At 61.4% G+C, this 15,160-nt stretch carries 13 protein-coding genes; 4 read left to right on the forward strand and 9 right to left on the reverse strand.

Annotated features, from left to right (window positions below; all coding sequences use genetic code 11):
* The first annotated feature begins 13 nt into the window (after window positions 1–13).
* Window positions 14–1,216, forward strand: coding sequence for a CaiB/BaiF CoA-transferase family protein (locus FHT79_RS07385; RefSeq protein ID WP_047610987.1), 1,203 nt, complete (start codon window positions 14–16; stop codon window positions 1,214–1,216).
* Window positions 1,217–1,229: 13 nt separating this feature from the next.
* On the forward strand, window positions 1,230–2,888 hold the full coding sequence (locus FHT79_RS07390) for a thiamine pyrophosphate-binding protein (RefSeq protein ID WP_183903175.1): 1,659 nt from the start codon (window positions 1,230–1,232) through the stop codon (window positions 2,886–2,888).
* 39 nt (window positions 2,889–2,927) lie between these two features.
* Here the strand turns inward: FHT79_RS07390 and FHT79_RS07395 are convergent, their stop codons facing one another.
* The 3 genes from FHT79_RS07395 to FHT79_RS07405 all read right to left on the reverse strand — a co-directional run bounded on the left by FHT79_RS07395 (window position 2,928) and on the right by FHT79_RS07405 (window position 4,596).
* Window positions 2,928–3,272, reverse strand: coding sequence for a RidA family protein (locus FHT79_RS07395; RefSeq protein ID WP_168333426.1), 345 nt, complete (start codon window positions 3,270–3,272; stop codon window positions 2,928–2,930).
* Between the two features lie 74 nt (window positions 3,273–3,346).
* Window positions 3,347–3,685, reverse strand: a complete 339-nt coding sequence (locus tag FHT79_RS07400; RefSeq protein WP_047614192.1) for a TIGR01244 family sulfur transferase — start codon at window positions 3,683–3,685, stop codon at window positions 3,347–3,349.
* 71 nt (window positions 3,686–3,756) lie between these two features.
* On the reverse strand, window positions 3,757–4,596 hold the full coding sequence (locus tag FHT79_RS07405) for an aldose 1-epimerase family protein (RefSeq protein WP_183903176.1): 840 nt from the start codon (window positions 4,594–4,596) through the stop codon (window positions 3,757–3,759).
* A gap of 254 nt (window positions 4,597–4,850) precedes the next feature.
* On the opposite strand from FHT79_RS07405, the gene FHT79_RS07410 reads away from it, so the two are divergent.
* Entirely contained in the window at window positions 4,851–6,251 is a 1,401-nt protein-coding gene (locus FHT79_RS07410; protein ID WP_047614197.1) for a L,D-transpeptidase, read from the forward strand.
* A gap of 71 nt (window positions 6,252–6,322) precedes the next feature.
* On the opposite strand, the gene FHT79_RS07415 is transcribed toward FHT79_RS07410, so the two are convergent.
* The 6 genes from FHT79_RS07415 to FHT79_RS07440 form a co-directional block, all read right to left on the reverse strand.
* On the reverse strand, window positions 6,323–7,036 hold the full coding sequence (locus FHT79_RS07415) for a ParA family protein (protein WP_028755818.1): 714 nt from the start codon (window positions 7,034–7,036) through the stop codon (window positions 6,323–6,325).
* A gap of 228 nt (window positions 7,037–7,264) precedes the next feature.
* Complete coding sequence (locus tag FHT79_RS07420; protein ID WP_029867941.1) at window positions 7,265–8,416, reverse strand: iron-containing alcohol dehydrogenase; 1,152 nt, start codon at window positions 8,414–8,416, stop codon at window positions 7,265–7,267.
* Window positions 8,413–9,798: an aldehyde dehydrogenase family protein gene (locus FHT79_RS07425; RefSeq protein WP_183903177.1), complete on the reverse strand. Its 1,386-nt coding sequence runs from the start codon at window positions 9,796–9,798 to the stop codon at window positions 8,413–8,415. Before FHT79_RS07425 ends, FHT79_RS07420 begins: the two co-directional genes overlap by 4 nt.
* Before the next feature lie 244 nt (window positions 9,799–10,042).
* Complete coding sequence (locus tag FHT79_RS07430) at window positions 10,043–11,407, reverse strand: glutamine synthetase family protein (protein ID WP_183903178.1); 1,365 nt, start codon at window positions 11,405–11,407, stop codon at window positions 10,043–10,045.
* 144 nt (window positions 11,408–11,551) lie between these two features.
* Complete coding sequence (locus FHT79_RS07435) at window positions 11,552–13,114, reverse strand: amino acid permease (RefSeq protein WP_047614204.1); 1,563 nt, start codon at window positions 13,112–13,114, stop codon at window positions 11,552–11,554.
* A gap of 120 nt (window positions 13,115–13,234) precedes the next feature.
* Window positions 13,235–14,005, reverse strand: coding sequence for an N-formylglutamate amidohydrolase (locus tag FHT79_RS07440; protein ID WP_047614466.1), 771 nt, complete (start codon window positions 14,003–14,005; stop codon window positions 13,235–13,237).
* Between the two features lie 177 nt (window positions 14,006–14,182).
* Between FHT79_RS07440 and FHT79_RS07445 the strand changes: the two genes are divergently transcribed.
* Window positions 14,183–15,055 carry a MurR/RpiR family transcriptional regulator gene (locus FHT79_RS07445; protein ID WP_028755812.1) on the forward strand — a complete coding sequence of 291 codons (873 nt, stop codon included), beginning with the start codon at window positions 14,183–14,185 and terminating at the stop codon, window positions 15,053–15,055.
* The last annotated feature ends 105 nt before the right edge of the window (window positions 15,056–15,160 follow it).

The raw sequence follows: 15,160 nt of genomic DNA on the forward strand, positions 1-15,160 counted from the left end.
TGCCGGGAGGAACATGACAGAGACCGTGACGAAGAAGCCGCCGCTTGCCGGAATCCGGGTGATCGAGCTTGCCCGCGTGCTCGCCGGCCCTTGGGCGGGACAGATGCTCGCCGATCTCGGCGCCGACGTTATCAAGGTCGAAAATCCCGAGGGCGGCGACGACACGCGCCAATGGGGGCCGCCCTTCGTCGAGGGCGCCGATGGCGAGAACCTCTCGGCCGCCTATTACCACGCCGCCAATCGCGGAAAGCGCTCCGTCACCGCCGACCTGAAAAGCCCCGAAGGCCAGGATCTCGTCCGCCGCCTCGTTTCCACCGCCGATGTGTTGATCGAGAATTTCAAGCTCGGCGGCCTCGTCAAATACGGGCTCGATTACGACAGCCTGCGCAAGATCAACCCGAAGCTCGTCTATTGTTCGATCACCGGCTTCGGCCAGACCGGCCCCTATGCCAGCCTCGCCGGCTATGACTACATCGTCCAGGGCATGTCGGGCTTCATGTCGATCACCGGCGAACCGGGCGGCCAGCCGATGAAGGCGGGTGTCGCCATCGCCGATATCTTCACCGGCATCTATGCCGTCTCGGCAATCGAAGCCGCCCTGATCCATGCCCTCAAATCGGGCGAAGGCCAGTTGATCGACATGGCCCTGCTCGATGTGCAATCGGCCGTGCTCGCCAATCAGAACATGAATTACCTCGTCTCCGGCGCCGCACCGACCCGCCTTGGCAATGCCCATCCCAATATCTCGCCCTATGAGGTCGTGCCGACGGCGGACGGTTATCTCATCCTCGCGGTCGGCAATGACGGCCAGTTCCGTCGCCTCTGCACCCTCCTCGGCCTGGAGACCGTGGCCGGCGACGAGCGTTTCGCCACCAACAAGGCTCGGGTCGGCAATCGCGGCGAGGTGCGCCGCCTCATCTCCACCGAAACGCTGAAATGGCAGAAGGCGGATCTCTTGAAGGCCTGCGAGGAGAATGCCGTTCCATCAGGCGCAATCAACACGATCGAGGAAATGTTCGCCGATCCGCAGGTGCAGGCCCGCGGCCTGCGCATCGATCTTGCGGACGCCGCCGGCACCGTGATCCCCGGAGTGAGGACGCCTGTCGTGCTGTCGGAGACGCCGCTGCGTTATGACAGGCCGAGCCCGCGCCTCGGCGAACACCAGGCGGAAATTCTGGCGGAACTCGCTGAGCGTGATGGGGAGAGATCATCATGAAGAAGGCATTGTCATGAAGAAGACCGGCGGAGAACTGATCGTCGAGGCGCTGAAGGCGAATGGCGTCAAGCGGCTTTCCTGCGTTCCCGGCGAGAGCTTCCTCGCCGTGCTCGATGCGCTGCGTGACAGCGATATCGACGTTCTCGTCTGCCGCCAGGAGGGGGGCGCGGCGATGATGGCGGATTGCTGGGGCAGGCTGACCGGCGAACCCGGCATCTGCATGGTGACCCGCGGCCCCGGCGCCACCAACGCTTCCGCCGGCCTGCACATCGCCAAGCAGGACTCGATCCCGATGATCTTGTTCATCGGCCAGGTGCAGCGGGAAGCACGCGAGCGCGAGGCCTTCCAGGAGGTCGAGTTCCGCCGCGCCTTCACCGAATTCGCCAAGTGGGTGGGCGAGATCGACGATGCCGCCCGTATTCCCGAATTCGTCACCCGCGCCTTTGCGGTCGCCACCTCCGGCCGTCCCGGCCCGGTCGTGCTGACGCTGCCGGAAGACATGCTGCGCGACGAGGTCGAGGCACCCCGCGCCAGGCACTATGCCAATGTCGAGGCCCATCCCGGCCGCCGGCAGATCGACGATTTCTATATAAGGCTGCTGAAGGCCGAGCGGCCGATGGTGATCCTTGGCGGCACGCGCTGGGATGCCGATGCCGTCGCCGATTTTCAGAGCTTCGCCGAGCGTTTCCAGCTGCCCGTCGGCTGCTCCTTCCGCCGGCAGATGCTGTTCGATCACCTCCATCCCTCTTATGCCGGCGATGTCGGCATCGGCATCAATCCGGCATTGGCAAAGGAGATTAAGGAGAGCGACCTGCTGATCCTCCTCGGCGGCCGCATGTCGGAAATGCCGTCCTCGTCCTATACGCTGATCGATATCCCCTACCCCCAGCAATCGCTGGTGCACATCCATCCCGACGCTTCCGAACTTGGCCGCGTCTACCGCCCGGATCTTGCCATCTGCGCCACCTCTGCCGATTTCGTCACAACGCTCGCCGACCTGGAAGCGCCGGCCGAACCGCACTGGGCCGAGCGCACCGCGCGTCTGCACCAGGCCTATCTCGCCTGGTCGACGCCGCCGGCGACCGGCCCGGGCGCCGTCCATATGGGGCCGATCATGGAATGGCTGGAGGCCAATACGAAGCCGGAGACGATCTTCACCAATGGCGCCGGCAACTACGCCACCTGGGTGCACCGCTTCCATCGTTTCCGGCGCTTCAACACCCAAGCCGCCCCCACCTCCGGCTCGATGGGGTACGGCCTGCCGGCCGCCGTTGCCGCCAAGCGTCTCTTTCCCGAGCGCGAGGTCATCTGCTTTGCCGGCGACGGCTGCTTCCTGATGCACGGCCAGGAATTCGCCACCGCCGTCCGCTACGATCTGCCGATCATCTCGGTGGTCGTCAACAACGGCATCTACGGCACCATCCGCATGCACCAGGAGCGTGAATATCCTGGCCGTGTCAGCAGCACCGATCTGACCAATCCCGACTTCGCAGCCCTTGCCCGCGCCTATGGCGGCCATGGCGAGACGGTGGAAAGGACGGACGAATTCGCCCCGGCCTTCGAGCGGGCGCGCGCCAGCGGCAAACCCTCGATCATCGAAGTCAAGCTCGATCCTGAGGCGATCACGCCGACGCGTACGCTCTCGGAAATCGCGCAAACAAAAAGCCGGTGAGAAAACTCACCGGCCTTAAAGGATGGGGACGCTGCGACTTCAGTCGATGGCGGCCGTGACGATGAACTCGACCTTGTATTTCGGCGCAGCGAGCTTGGCTTCGCTGGTGGCGCGGGCCGGCGGATTGGCAGGATCGATCCAGCCTTCCCAGACGGCGTTCATCTCGGCGAAATCGGCGATGTCGGCAAGGTAGATGATCGTCTGCAGGATCTTCGACTTGCTGCTGCCTGATGCAGTCAGCAGGCGGTCGACTTCGGCAAGCGAGGACTTGCACTGATCGGTGACGCTTTCGCCCTCGCCGACCTGGCCCGCGAGATAGACCGTGTTGCCGTGAATGACGGCGCCGCTCATGCGCGCGCCGACGTCGATACGCTTAATGCTCATCATAGTCTCCTGAGTGAATGGAAGGTGGCGGCGCTGGAGGTCAGCGCCGGAAAATCTGCACCCGGGAATGGGGCTCAGTTACGGATATGGTGGGTCTTCTGGTAAATCGCCGTTGAGCGTGCCCCGGAACGGCAATAGCCCAGCATCGGCCGCGGGAATTCGTCGAGCGCATCGACCATGCCCTGCACGGCTTCTTCGGTCACGCCCATCGGCCCGACAGGCACATGGGCGATCTCGAGGCCGATCTCCCTAGCGCGCGCCTCGATGACGGAAAACGACGTCTGGTCGGGACTTTCGTGGTCGGGACGGTGGCAGACGATCGATTTGAACCCCAGCGCCTTTATCTCGTCGAGTTCCTCGAGCGTGATCTGGCCCGAAACCGAATATTCATCGTCGATCTGGCGAATATCCATCGTCTTGTCTCCTCAAAAATCGTGGGGTGAAGGTCTACGACGGAGGTCTGCCAGCGTCAACAACACTTCGCTCACAGAAAGGTAAAGGTCAGCGCATAGCTGCGGCTCTCGCCTGGCGCCAGCATGTTGAACTCACCGGCTGCCTCGAGCTCGTCGCGCAGCACCCAGCGATGCGACACCGGCTCGATCCCGATGATATGGGCCGGCGCCTTCTGGTTCCGCCAGACCTGAAGATAGGGCAGCGTGTCGGCGCGGAAACGCACGCTGAGCGTCCTGCCGCCGATTGCGGCGATCGGCCCGAGGCGGACCTCCGCGAAACCTTCTTCCACCGCCGGCGCCGCGACGCAGAAGATGCCGCCCGGCTCCTCGCCGAATGCCCAGGGGAAACCACCATTCTCCAGCATCCGGCCTTCGAGCCGCGTGCCGTCGTCCAGCCATTTGCCGCCAACGTTCATGTGATACATCAGGAAGGTCGGCACCGTCCGATCGCTGGTATTGACGACCCGGTCTTCGAGCAGCACCTCGCCCGTCGCCCCGTCGATCCGCCACAGCCGTTCGATGCGCTGCGGCAGTCCTTCGACAGTGGTGATGTCGATATCGGCGCGACATTCGGCATTGCCGTTCTCGAATTTCGTCCACAGCACCTTTGCCGCATGGCCAGAGGCCGATCCGTGCAGCGGATAGACTTTGCCGTCGCCCCGGCCGGGAATCGGCTGACGGTGGCGGATGTGATCCGGCCCGCAGGTAAAGAGGAAGCCTTCGAGCGAGTGATCGATTCGCGGATCGCCGTCGTCGGGAATGGCGCGTTTCGGCGCGATATCGACGCCGTCGACGATGCATCCGCCGATATCCAGCACCGATGTTTGGTCCAGCATCAGGCGCGGCCCGCTTGCGGCGGCAAATTCGATCATCACGGTCTCCTTGAGGGAATTATCGGCCTGTAGCGTTAGGTTTCACGCCTCCATTCGTCAATCGCCGCCGCTCTCATCTTGTGTTTTTGCAGCAACCGTGGATTTTGCGGAACGGACAGAAGGGCGCAAACGTTTATGAGTAAAAGGAAATCTTAGTGATTTTCATATTTTGTTCAGTACGCTTTCATAAATTCCACACTAGCGTCAAAATTCGCAGGTGTGTGTCTGCCCAGTCACTGTTCGAGGTGTGAGACGTGAATCGCTTTTTGAGATCGGCATTTTGCCTTACGGCCGTCCTGGCTGCGCTTGCAGCTGCAGCGCCGGAGGCAGGCGCGCAGCAATTCCGCGATCGCCGCCAGAGCGATATCGTGCTCGTGACGCCGACCGGCGAAATCCTCGACTATGTACCAGCAGGTTATATCTATGCTCGCGACCGCAGCGGCAATCGTGTGTTGATCGACGACTACGGCAACGTCGTTGCCACCGAGATGCGCGCCCGCGGCTATTATCCGCCGCGACCCGGCCCGCGCGAAGTCTATAACGACCAGGGCGGCAACGACCCCTATTATTCCGACAACAATCCCTATGGCGATACGCGTTATTCCGAGCGCGGCGCCGTGACCGGCGGCGTTCCACGCGATGCCGCGATCGAACGGCAGCCGCTCGACGACCAGCCCTATCCTGATGACAACAGCATCGGCAATCCGCAGCCCGGCGACGACTACGCCTCGATCGACCCCGACCAGCAGATCCCGCCTGCCGATCAGCCGAAGGCCGCACCCGAAGAGCCCGTCATCACGCTGAAGAACAAGTCGAAGCCGGAGATCGTCGCGCTGCAGGTCTTCCTCGATCGCGCCGGCATCTCCCCCGGCGTCATCGACGGCCATATGGGCTCGAACGTCACCAAGGGCATCTATGCCTATGACCAGATGACCGGGTCGAAGCTCGATCCCAACGACACCGATGCCATTCTCGAAGAGCTGCGCTTGAACGGCGGCCTGCCCGTCGTCAGCTACACGATCACGCCGGCCGATGCCGCCGGTCCCTTCGTCGCAGAGATCCCGGAAGATTATTCGCAGAAGGCGCTGCTGCCGTCGCTTGCCTATACCTCGACCACCGAAATGCTGGCCGAGCGCTTCCATATGGATGAAGCCTTCCTCAAGGAGATGAACCCCGGCGCCGATTTCAGCGTTCCAGGCACGGTGATCAAGGTCGTCAATCCCGGCGAGCCGAAGACCGGTGAAGTCGCTCGCATCATCGCCGACAAGGGCCGCAAGCAGGTCTTCGCCTATGACGGCGCCGGCAATCTCCTCGCCGCCTATCCGGCATCGATCGGCTCCACCGACACTCCCTCTCCGTCGGGCTTGGTAAATGTCGAGCGTGTCGCCCTCAATCCCGGTTACACCTATAATCCGAAGATCAATTTCCAACAGGGCGCAAACGACAAGATCCTCAACATCCCGCCCGGCCCGAACGGCCCCGTCGGCACCGTCTGGATGGCGCTTTCCAAGCCCACCTACGGCATCCACGGCACGCCCGAGCCTTCGAAGATCGGCCGCACCCAGAGCCACGGCTGCATCCGACTGACCAACTGGGATGCCACCGAGCTGGCCAAGATGGTCAAGCCGGGCGTCACGGTCGAATTCGTCGATTGAGCCGCTTCATTTCGCTGATAGAAAAGGCCGCCGGATCGCTCCGGCGGCCTTTTCGTTTCATCACGGGGAAATCAGGCCGCCGAGCGGACCAGCGGGTTTCCCATGCGGGCGGAGGCGGTCAGCCTGACCGGCAGCTTGCGCATCATTTCCTCGGCAAAACAGGTGGCGTTTTCACGCGCCTTGTCGAGATTGCTGACGCGCGTGGGGTCGATCGTGTGCAGCGTGCCGCCACAGTCGAAGATGTCGCGGAAGGCGGAGCGTTCGATAATTGCGGTGTCCAGCACCGGCACATGCCGTTCGCTGAGTAGCGACTTGACGAGTTGCAGCGCCCGCGTCGTCACCATCGAGTTGACGCGGGTGAGCACCACCGAATGGCCGATCTTGATGCCGGCCTTCTCGTCCAGATATTGCAGCAGCTCGAGCACCTGCGCGCCGCCGCGTGCATCCATCGCACAGCCCTGGATCGGGATCAGCACATGGTCGGAAAGGCCGACGGCTGTCGCAAGCAGCGGATTGCGCGCACCCGGCAGGTCGACGATGAAATAGTCGGTATTGTGCTTGTTCTCGCTGATATGCTGCGGCAGCGAGGCGGTGGTCACGAAATCGATCACCGAAAGATTGGGAACATGACCCGATATTTCGTGCCAGCGCGAAATCCAGTGCTGCGGATCGGCGTCGAGAATGGTGACGCGATAGCCTTTGCGGGCAAGCTCGGTGGCGAGCAGGAGAACAGCGGTCGTCTTGCCGGCGCCGCCCTTGGTATTTGCGAATGTGATGACAGGCATGTTCGGTCCTCGGAAGGAGATGGTGCGAGCCGGAATCGCTCTTTTACGCACCCTCGGGAGCATCGTGCGGTTAATCCATCCTTTCTAATCATGGTTAACAAATTCCAAACACGCGCGGCGAAATTGCAGCCGGTATTTTTCACATCCCTAAAATTGGGGATGCCGCCGGAATGAAAAAAGGCCGGAAAACCAAGGTTTTCCGGCCAGTCAGTTGGTCCGCTCGTATTGTCAGAAGCAGTCCTTGAACAGAGTTTTGGTATTTTCGAGCGTCATTGCGACCGGGTTGCCGCCGGCGCTCGGATCTTCGATCGCCATGGCCGACAATTCATCGATACGATCAGGCGCGATTCCCATCGCCGACAGCGTCTCCGGCACCCCGAGTTCGGAGCGGAGCTTCAGCACATAGTCGTAAAAGCCGTCGAAACCGCCCGAAATGCCGAGATAGGCGGCGGCGCGGCCGATCTTCTCCTCGATCGCCTTGCGATTGAAGCGCAGCACTGCCGGCATCACGACTGCATTGGTCATGCCGTGATGGGTGTTGTAGACGGCGCCGATCGGGTGCGACAGCGCGTGGATGGCGCCGAGCCCCTTCTGGAAGGCAACCGCGCCCATGGCGGCCGCAGACATCATATTGGCACGGGCTTCGAGGTCTGTGCCTTCCCTATAGGCGCGCGGCAGGAACTCCTTGACGAGCCGCATGCCTTCGAGCGCGATGCCGGCCGACATCGGGTGATAGAAGGGCGAGGAATAAGCCTCCAGGCAATGGGCAAAGGCGTCCATGCCCGTGCCGGCCGTGATGATCTTCGGCATGCCGACCGTCAGTTCCGGATCGGAGATGACGACGCCAGGCAGGAACTTCGGATGGAAGATGATCTTCTTCACATGGGTTTCGGAATTGGTGATGACGCTGGCACGCCCGACTTCCGAACCGGTGCCGGCCGTTGTCGGCACCGCGACGATCGGGGCGATGCCCTCTAGGCTCGCACGCGTCCACCAGTCGCCAATATCTTCGAAGTCCCAGACCGGCCGCGTCTGACCGGCCATGAAGGCGACGCACTTGCCGAGATCGAGGCCGGAGCCGCCGCCGAAGGCGACAACACCGTCATGTCCGCCGTCCTTGAAAGCCTTGACGCCGGCGTCGAGGTTCTTCTCATTGGGGTTCGGATCGACATCGGCGAAGATCGCCCGGCCGAGACCGGCATCTTCGAGGATATCGAGCGCAGTCTTGGTGATCGCCATCGAGGCGAGGCCGCGGTCGGTGACGAGCAGTGGCTTCTTGATGCCGAGGCTCTTGCAGGCGTCGGCCAGTTCCGTGATGCGGCCCCGGCCGAGCTTGACCGATGTCGGATAGCTCCAGTTTGCGGTGATGTTGCTGCTCATGCTGTGACCTTCTTCAGATGGAAAGATTTCGGACGCGTCAGATTTTGGAAGCCGATGATCGACAGCGAGCCACCGCGGCCGGTCTCCTTGACGCCGGTCCAGCAAAGCGCCGGGTCGAGATAATCCGCGCGGTTCATGAAAACGGTGCCGGTTTCGATTTCGCGGCCGAGCCGCGCTGCCCGCTCGACATCCCTGGTCCAGAGCGAGGCCGTCAGCCCGTACTGGCTGTCGTTCATTAAAGCGAGTGCCTCCTCGTCGCTCTTCACCTTCATGATGCCGACTGCCGGACCGAACGTCTCTTCGCGCATGAAGGCCATGGAGTGGTCGACATTGACGAGTATCTGCGGTGCGAGATAGGCGCCGCCGTCATCCTGAGGGAAAAGCTTGGAATCGACAAGCGCCTTGGCGCCCTTGGAAACCGCGTCAGCAATCTGCTCGCGTACCACCTTGGCGAAGCGCTTATTTGCCATCGGCCCGAGCGACGTATCGGGATCGAGCGGATTGCCGAGCTTGTAGTTCGACACCCAGGCAACCGATTTCTCGACGAAAGCGTCATAGAGCGATTCATGCACATAGATACGCTCGATGCCGCAGCAGCACTGGCCGGAATTGTAGGTCGCGCCGTCCATCAGCGTATCGACGGCCGCCTCGAGATCGGCGTCTTCCATGACATAACCCGGATCCTTGCCGCCGAGTTCGAGACCGAGGCCGGTGAAGGTGCCGGCGGCGGCCCGCTCCATCGACCGCCCGCCTTCGACCGATCCGGTGAAATTGACGAAATTGAAGCTGCCGGCGGCAATTAGCGCCGATGTGGTCTCATGGTCGAGAAAGACGTTCTGGAACACATCCTCGGGAACGCCTGCCTCGATGAAGGCCTGCACCAGCCGTTCGCCGACAAGAAGCGTCTGCGAGGCATGTTTCAGCACCACGGTATTGCCGGCCATCAACGCCGGCGCGATCGTGTTGATCGCCGTCATATAGGGATAGTTCCACGGCGCGACGACGAAGACGACGCCATGGGCTTGGCGCTCGATGCGGCGCTCGAAACGCTCGCTCTCCTCGACGACGAGAGGCGCCAGCGCATCCGCCGCGATCGAGGCGACATAGTTGGAGCGCTCGTTAAAGCCTTTGTATTCGCCGCCATACTTGACCGGCCGGCCCATCTGCCAGGCGAGCTCCGGGACGACGACATCAGACATCTCATTCAGCCGCGCAGCACCCTTCAGCACCAGCTGCACGCGCTCTTCGAGCGGCCGTTTCGCCCAGGCTTTCTGCGCCTTGCGGGCGCGCGCCACCACATCCTTGGCGGCATCGAGAGAAAGTGCGGCGCGTTCGGCATAGACCGACCCGTCAACCGGTGAAATGCATTGGATCATTGCCATGATCGATTTCCGTCCTCGTATTGATCAAAAATTTCGTCGAGGGCCATAGCCCCTCATCCGCCTGCCGGCACCTTCTCCCCGCTCGCGGGGAGAAGGGAATACACAGCACCGTTTTCCCCAACCGCAAACCCCGCACAGGCCACGTCCCCTCTCCCCGCAAGCGGGGGTCCGAAGGACGGGTCGAGACCAGTGGCTCGACCCCGGCAAGGGTTAGGGTGAGGGGCAAGCCGCCTCTGATTGCCTATTAAGCTCTTTCGAAACCGCGCGCCACTTCCCAGTCGGTGATACGACGATCGTATTCTTCCTGCTCCCATTCGGCAGTACGGGTGTAATGGTCGATCACGTCGTCGCCGAAGGCTTTGCGCAGCATTGCCGATTCCGTCATCTCAATCGTGGCTGCGCGCAGCGTGCGCGGGATTTCGCGGACACCCTTGCCGCCATAGGCGTCGCCGACGAAGGGGGCTTCGAGCTCCAGCTTGTTCTCGATGCCGTCAATGCCGGCCGCAAGCAGCGCGGCGAAGGCGAGATAGGGATTGAGATCGGAGCCGCCGACGCGGCACTCAATACGGATTCCCTTGGTCTCCTCGCCGCAGAGCCGATAGCCGGCGGTACGGTTGTCCTTGCTCCAGATCGCCTTGGTCGGCGCAAAGGTACCGGCCATGAAGCGCTTGTAGGAGTTGATGTAGGGCGCCAGGAAATAGGTGATCTCGCTCGCATGGGCCAGAAGCCCGGCGACGTAATTGTGCATCAGCGGCGACATGCCATATTTGCCGGTATGGTCGAAGAAAAGCGGCTTCTCCTCCAGGCTCCAGAGCGACTGGTGGATGTGCGAGGAACTGCCGGCGGCGTTGTAGTTCCATTTGGCGAGGAATGTGATGGCCTTGCCCTTCGACCAGGCGATCTCCTTGCAGCCGTTCTTGATGATCGCGTGCCGGTCGGCCATGGCGAGCGCATCGGCGTAGCGCACGTTGATCTCCTCCTGGCCGGCCGAAGCCTCGCCCTTGGAGTTCTCGACCGGGATGCCGGCGCCTTGCAGCCCGGTGCGGATCGCCCGCATCACCTCTTCCTCCTTGGTGGTCTGGAAGATGTGGTAGTCCTCGTTATAGGCGCTGGCGAGCTTGAGGTTGCGGTAGCCGGACGCCTGCGCCGCCTCGTAGGTCTGGTCGAACAGGAAGAATTCGAGTTCGGAGGCCATATAGGCCTTCATGCCCATATCCTCGAGGCGCTTCACCTGCTTCTTCAGGATCGCGCGCGGCGAATGGGCGACCTCCTCGTGCGTATGATGGTCGAGCACGTCGCAGAGCACCAGCGCCGTGCCGTCGAGCCAGGGAATGCGGCGCAACGTCGCCAGATCCGGCTTCATCGTATAGTCGCCGTACCCCTTCTCCCAGCTCGTCGCCTTGTAGCCGGAGACGGTCTCCATCTCCATATCAGTCGCTTGCAGGTAGTTGCAGCTGTGCGTTTCCTTCCAGGCGCTCTCGACGAAATATTCCGCCTGGAAACGCTTGCCCATCAGCCGGCCCTGCATATCCACCTGGCAGGCCAGAACCGTATCGATGCGCCCTTCGGCAACATCCTTCCTGAGATCGTCGATTGTGTAGCTGCTCATGATTGATCCGCCTGAATTGGGATTGAGAAATCGGGGCAACGAAATCGCATGCGCTCGGCCGGATGATGACCTGATGCCTTTTCGTTGAACCGGTGATGGGGCCGCAGGATGCGGCCCCGCCATTTGAGAGGGAAGCCTCGATGCTTATTTTTCGCCGCTCTCGCCGACCGCCGCTTCGGCGGCCGCGATCTCGGCCTGGCGCTTTGCCACTTCGGCGCCGATCGGCGGTCCCTTGAAGCGCCGGCTTTCGAAGCCGAACCAGACGATCCCGGTCAGCACGAGGAAGCCAACGGTAACGTAAAGCGCAGCACCGTTCGGCGGCTGAATGCCGAGAATGAAGATCAGGACCATCGAGATGATCGTGAGCACGGCAAAGAGCTTGAAGGCGCCTTCGCCGAGATTCCACGGACCCATCTTGTCCCACTTCGATGTGCCCCAGGCGAACAGGCCGAGCGTGATCGGGATCGCGAAGGAGAAGAACAGGAAGATGACGGTGCACGAAACAACGATCGTATAAACCGGCGTCTCACCGATTTTCATGAAATCGAGCGAGGTGAACCAAACGAAAAGCACCGACAGGATCGAACCGGTCCAGATCGCAGCCACCGGCGTGCGATACTGCGGGCTGACCTTCGACAGCGCCTTCGACGCCGGAAGACCGCCGTCACGCGAGAAGGCGAAGATCATGCGCGAGACCGAGGTGACGGTCGCAAGACCGCACAGCCACTGGCTGACCAGGATGGCGAGATAGAGAATGTCCTTGACGATCGGGTTGACCTGGCTGTCCATCGCCCAGAAGAACACGTTCCAGCCCTGCTTTGCCGCATCGTCCATATTCGGCAGCATCAGGACGAAGGCGCACAGCATGATATAGCCGAAAAGCGCCGACCACAGCACCGATGCGACCATGCCGCGCGGAACCGACTCGGCGGCTTTGACGGTTTCTTCCGACGTATGTGCCGAGGCGTCATAGCCGGTGATGGTGTAGATCGGCAGCAGCAGGCCGACGAGGAAGACCCAGGCGCCCGAGGTGGACGGCCAGACATTGCCGCCGGCTTCGCCGGAATAGTTGGCGAAGGTGAAGAGACGGCCGAATTCATACGAGGGTGCCGCGAGAAGGCAGACGACTGCAAGTGCGATCGAGGTCGCGAAGATGAGATAACCCGAAAAGTCGGTCAGCTTCGCCGTCAGTCCGATACCCATGTGGTTCACGAGCGCCTGCGCACCGGTGATGATGACAAGGAAGACGATGCGAACCGTCGTGGTATCCGTCAGCCCGAGATAGCTGGTGCCGAACGAACCCATGAAGAAATAATAGGTGCCGACATTGATGGCGCCGAGCACGGTGACGAGACCGAGCAGGTTGAACCAGGCGGTCAGCCAGCCGGTGAAGCGGTTGCCGAGGATCGAGCCCCAGTGATAGAGCCCGCCGGCCGTCGGATAGGCGGAGCTGATCTGCGCCATGGCAACGGCGAAGACGAGCGAGATGAAGCAACCGACCGGCCAGCCGATGCCGATGGCCGCTCCGCCGGCACCGGAGGTCGCCTGCGCCAGCGAATTGATGCCGCCGGAGAGAATGCAGATGATGGAGAATGATACGGCGAAGTTCGAGAACGAGCTCATGCGTCGTTCGAGTTCCTGGGCATAGCCCATGGAATGCAGGATGTGCACATCCTGCTTCTTATCAAGTTCGGTATAATCCGACATGACTTCCCCCTGTTCACGATCGGCCGCGGGATTGCGTGCCGGTTCAGTGCCAAATTGTCCGCGGCATTTGCGCTGTGCGGACGTTCGCAGTTAGACTGCTCCCTCGGGTCTTATTTTTATTCAGGCGTCCAGGCTTTGCTGGAGCAGCCCTTTTAGATAATCGGCCATGACCCCTTGGCCGATATCGTCTGCGATGAGGTCGTTGCGGACCTCGATCATCACATTGCGCAAGCCGTTCGAAATCCCGTGCAGGATCAGCGTATGGGTCACGCCATCCTCGGGTCCGTAAGGCTCGTTGCGTTCCGTCCTGAAGAGCGGTGCCTCAGCGGCAGCTTTCAGCATGCCGTCGGCCAGCCGACTGTCCTTGTCGTGCAATATGCCGAGTTCGACGGCCCGCTCGCGGCCGTGATAGACCGGCGTGAAACTGTGCATCGTCACGATGATGCTGTCTTGGCCCCGCGCCCGACGGTCACGGATCAATCCACGAACGGCATCGTGAAAAGGCACGTAGAGCGCCCCGGTGCGCGCCAGCCGCTCTTCCGGGGTCAAATCCTTGTTACCGGGAATGGCATAGATCTCGCTTGTCTCGGGCATCGCCCCCGGCGAGCTGGGTGGGCGGTTGCAATCATAGATCAACCGTGAAAACCGCTGATAGATGAGCGTCGCGTCAAGGGCGTCGGATAGGATGCGGGCAACCGCAAGTGCGCCTGGATCCCAAGCAATATGGCTGGAGAGCGCTTCACGCGAAAGACCGAGATCACCGAAACGTTCAGGAAGAGTGCTGGAGGCATGCTCACAGACGAAGAGCACCGGGCTCCCGCCACGGATGCGCTCGATCCCGACGCAGTCGCCGTCCGCTTCGCTGAGGATGTTCGGTCGAGCCAGCACCAAAAGCGCCACTCCTTATCCATTAATAAATTCTTATAAGAAAAGAATTCTTCAGGTTTCGATGACTGTCAAGCGTCGACTGAAAATTTCTTTTCATGACAGTAGTTGACATGGATTATGACAGCGTTGTTAACTTTGAGTGGGAAAGTGGCGCCAGACCATCCCGGGGAGCATAGTTACGTGACAGTTGCGTCGAAGACGGTTTCGGACGTCATACATTCGCATTTGGGGGTGCTGACGCGCGCCGAGAAGCAGTTGGCCGAAAGCCTTCTCGACAATTATCCGGTTTCCGGTCTCGGAAGCATCACCACGATCGCCGAGAATGCCGGCGTCTCGACTCCGACGGTCGTGCGCATGGTGCAGAAACTCGGCTTCAAGGGCTATCCAGACTTTCAGGCGCATCTGCATCAGGAGGTCGAGGCGACGATCTCGAATCCGATCGCCAAGCATGATCGCTGGGCGCAGAACGCGCCGGGCACCCATATCCTCAATCGCTTTGCCGATGCCATCATGGGCAATCTGCGCCAGACGCTGACCGATCTCGACACCGCGACTTTCGACAGCGTCGCCTCGCTGCTCTCCGACCGCAAACGCGGCCTCTATTTCGTCGGCGGCCGCATCACCGGCGCGCTTGCCGAGTATTTCTTCACCCACATGCAGGTGATCCGGCCGGCAACGACCCTGCTGTCGTCGAACTCCAGCAGCTGGCCGCAATATGTCCTCAACATGAATGCCGGCGACATCCTGATCATCTTCGACATCCGCCGCTACGAGCAGGAAATGGTGAGCCTTGCCACCGCCGCCCGCAAACGCGGCGCCGAGATCGTCGTCTTCACCGACCAGTGGGGCTCGCCCGCGGCCAAGCTCGCCAGACATACCTTCCGCGTCCGGATCGAAGCGCCATCGGCCTGGGATTCCTCCGTCGTCACCCTGTTCATCGTCGAAGCGCTGATCGAGGCCGTTCAGAATTCGACCTGGGACGAAACGAAGGAGCGCATGAAGACGCTGGAAGGCCTGTTCGAGCAGACCAGGCTTTTCCGTAAACCGGGTTAGGAGGACAAGACTAAACAGAAGAAAGACAATGACGGATTTTCACGGAAACAGACCGCGCTGTCGCAAATAGAATGTTTGTCGCAAAGGCCTGATATTCAGGGTGAA

The organism is Rhizobium sp. BK212, from assembly GCF_014197475.1.
In the GTDB taxonomy this organism is placed as follows: domain Bacteria; phylum Pseudomonadota; class Alphaproteobacteria; order Rhizobiales; family Rhizobiaceae; genus Rhizobium; species Rhizobium anhuiense.

Coding starts and splice junctions, on each gene's coding strand:
- FHT79_RS07435 (WP_047614204.1), bottom strand. CDS start 13,114: ATGTCGGATTATACCGAACTTGATAAGAAGCAGGATGTGCACATCCTG.
- FHT79_RS07420 (WP_029867941.1), bottom strand. CDS start 8,416: ATGAGCAGCAACATCACCGCAAACTGGAGCTATCCGACATCGGTCAAG.
- FHT79_RS07395 (WP_168333426.1), bottom strand. CDS start 3,272: ATGAGCATTAAGCGTATCGACGTCGGCGCGCGCATGAGCGGCGCCGTC.
- FHT79_RS07390 (WP_183903175.1), top strand. CDS start 1,230: ATGAAGAAGACCGGCGGAGAACTGATCGTCGAGGCGCTGAAGGCGAAT.
- FHT79_RS07405 (WP_183903176.1), bottom strand. CDS start 4,596: ATGATCGAATTTGCCGCCGCAAGCGGGCCGCGCCTGATGCTGGACCAA.
- FHT79_RS07430 (WP_183903178.1), bottom strand. CDS start 11,407: ATGAGCAGCTACACAATCGACGATCTCAGGAAGGATGTTGCCGAAGGG.
- FHT79_RS07425 (WP_183903177.1), bottom strand. CDS start 9,798: ATGGCAATGATCCAATGCATTTCACCGGTTGACGGGTCGGTCTATGCC.
- FHT79_RS07415 (WP_028755818.1), bottom strand. CDS start 7,036: ATGCCTGTCATCACATTCGCAAATACCAAGGGCGGCGCCGGCAAGACG.
- FHT79_RS07400 (WP_047614192.1), bottom strand. CDS start 3,685: ATGGATATTCGCCAGATCGACGATGAATATTCGGTTTCGGGCCAGATC.
- FHT79_RS07385 (WP_047610987.1), top strand. CDS start 14: ATGACAGAGACCGTGACGAAGAAGCCGCCGCTTGCCGGAATCCGGGTG.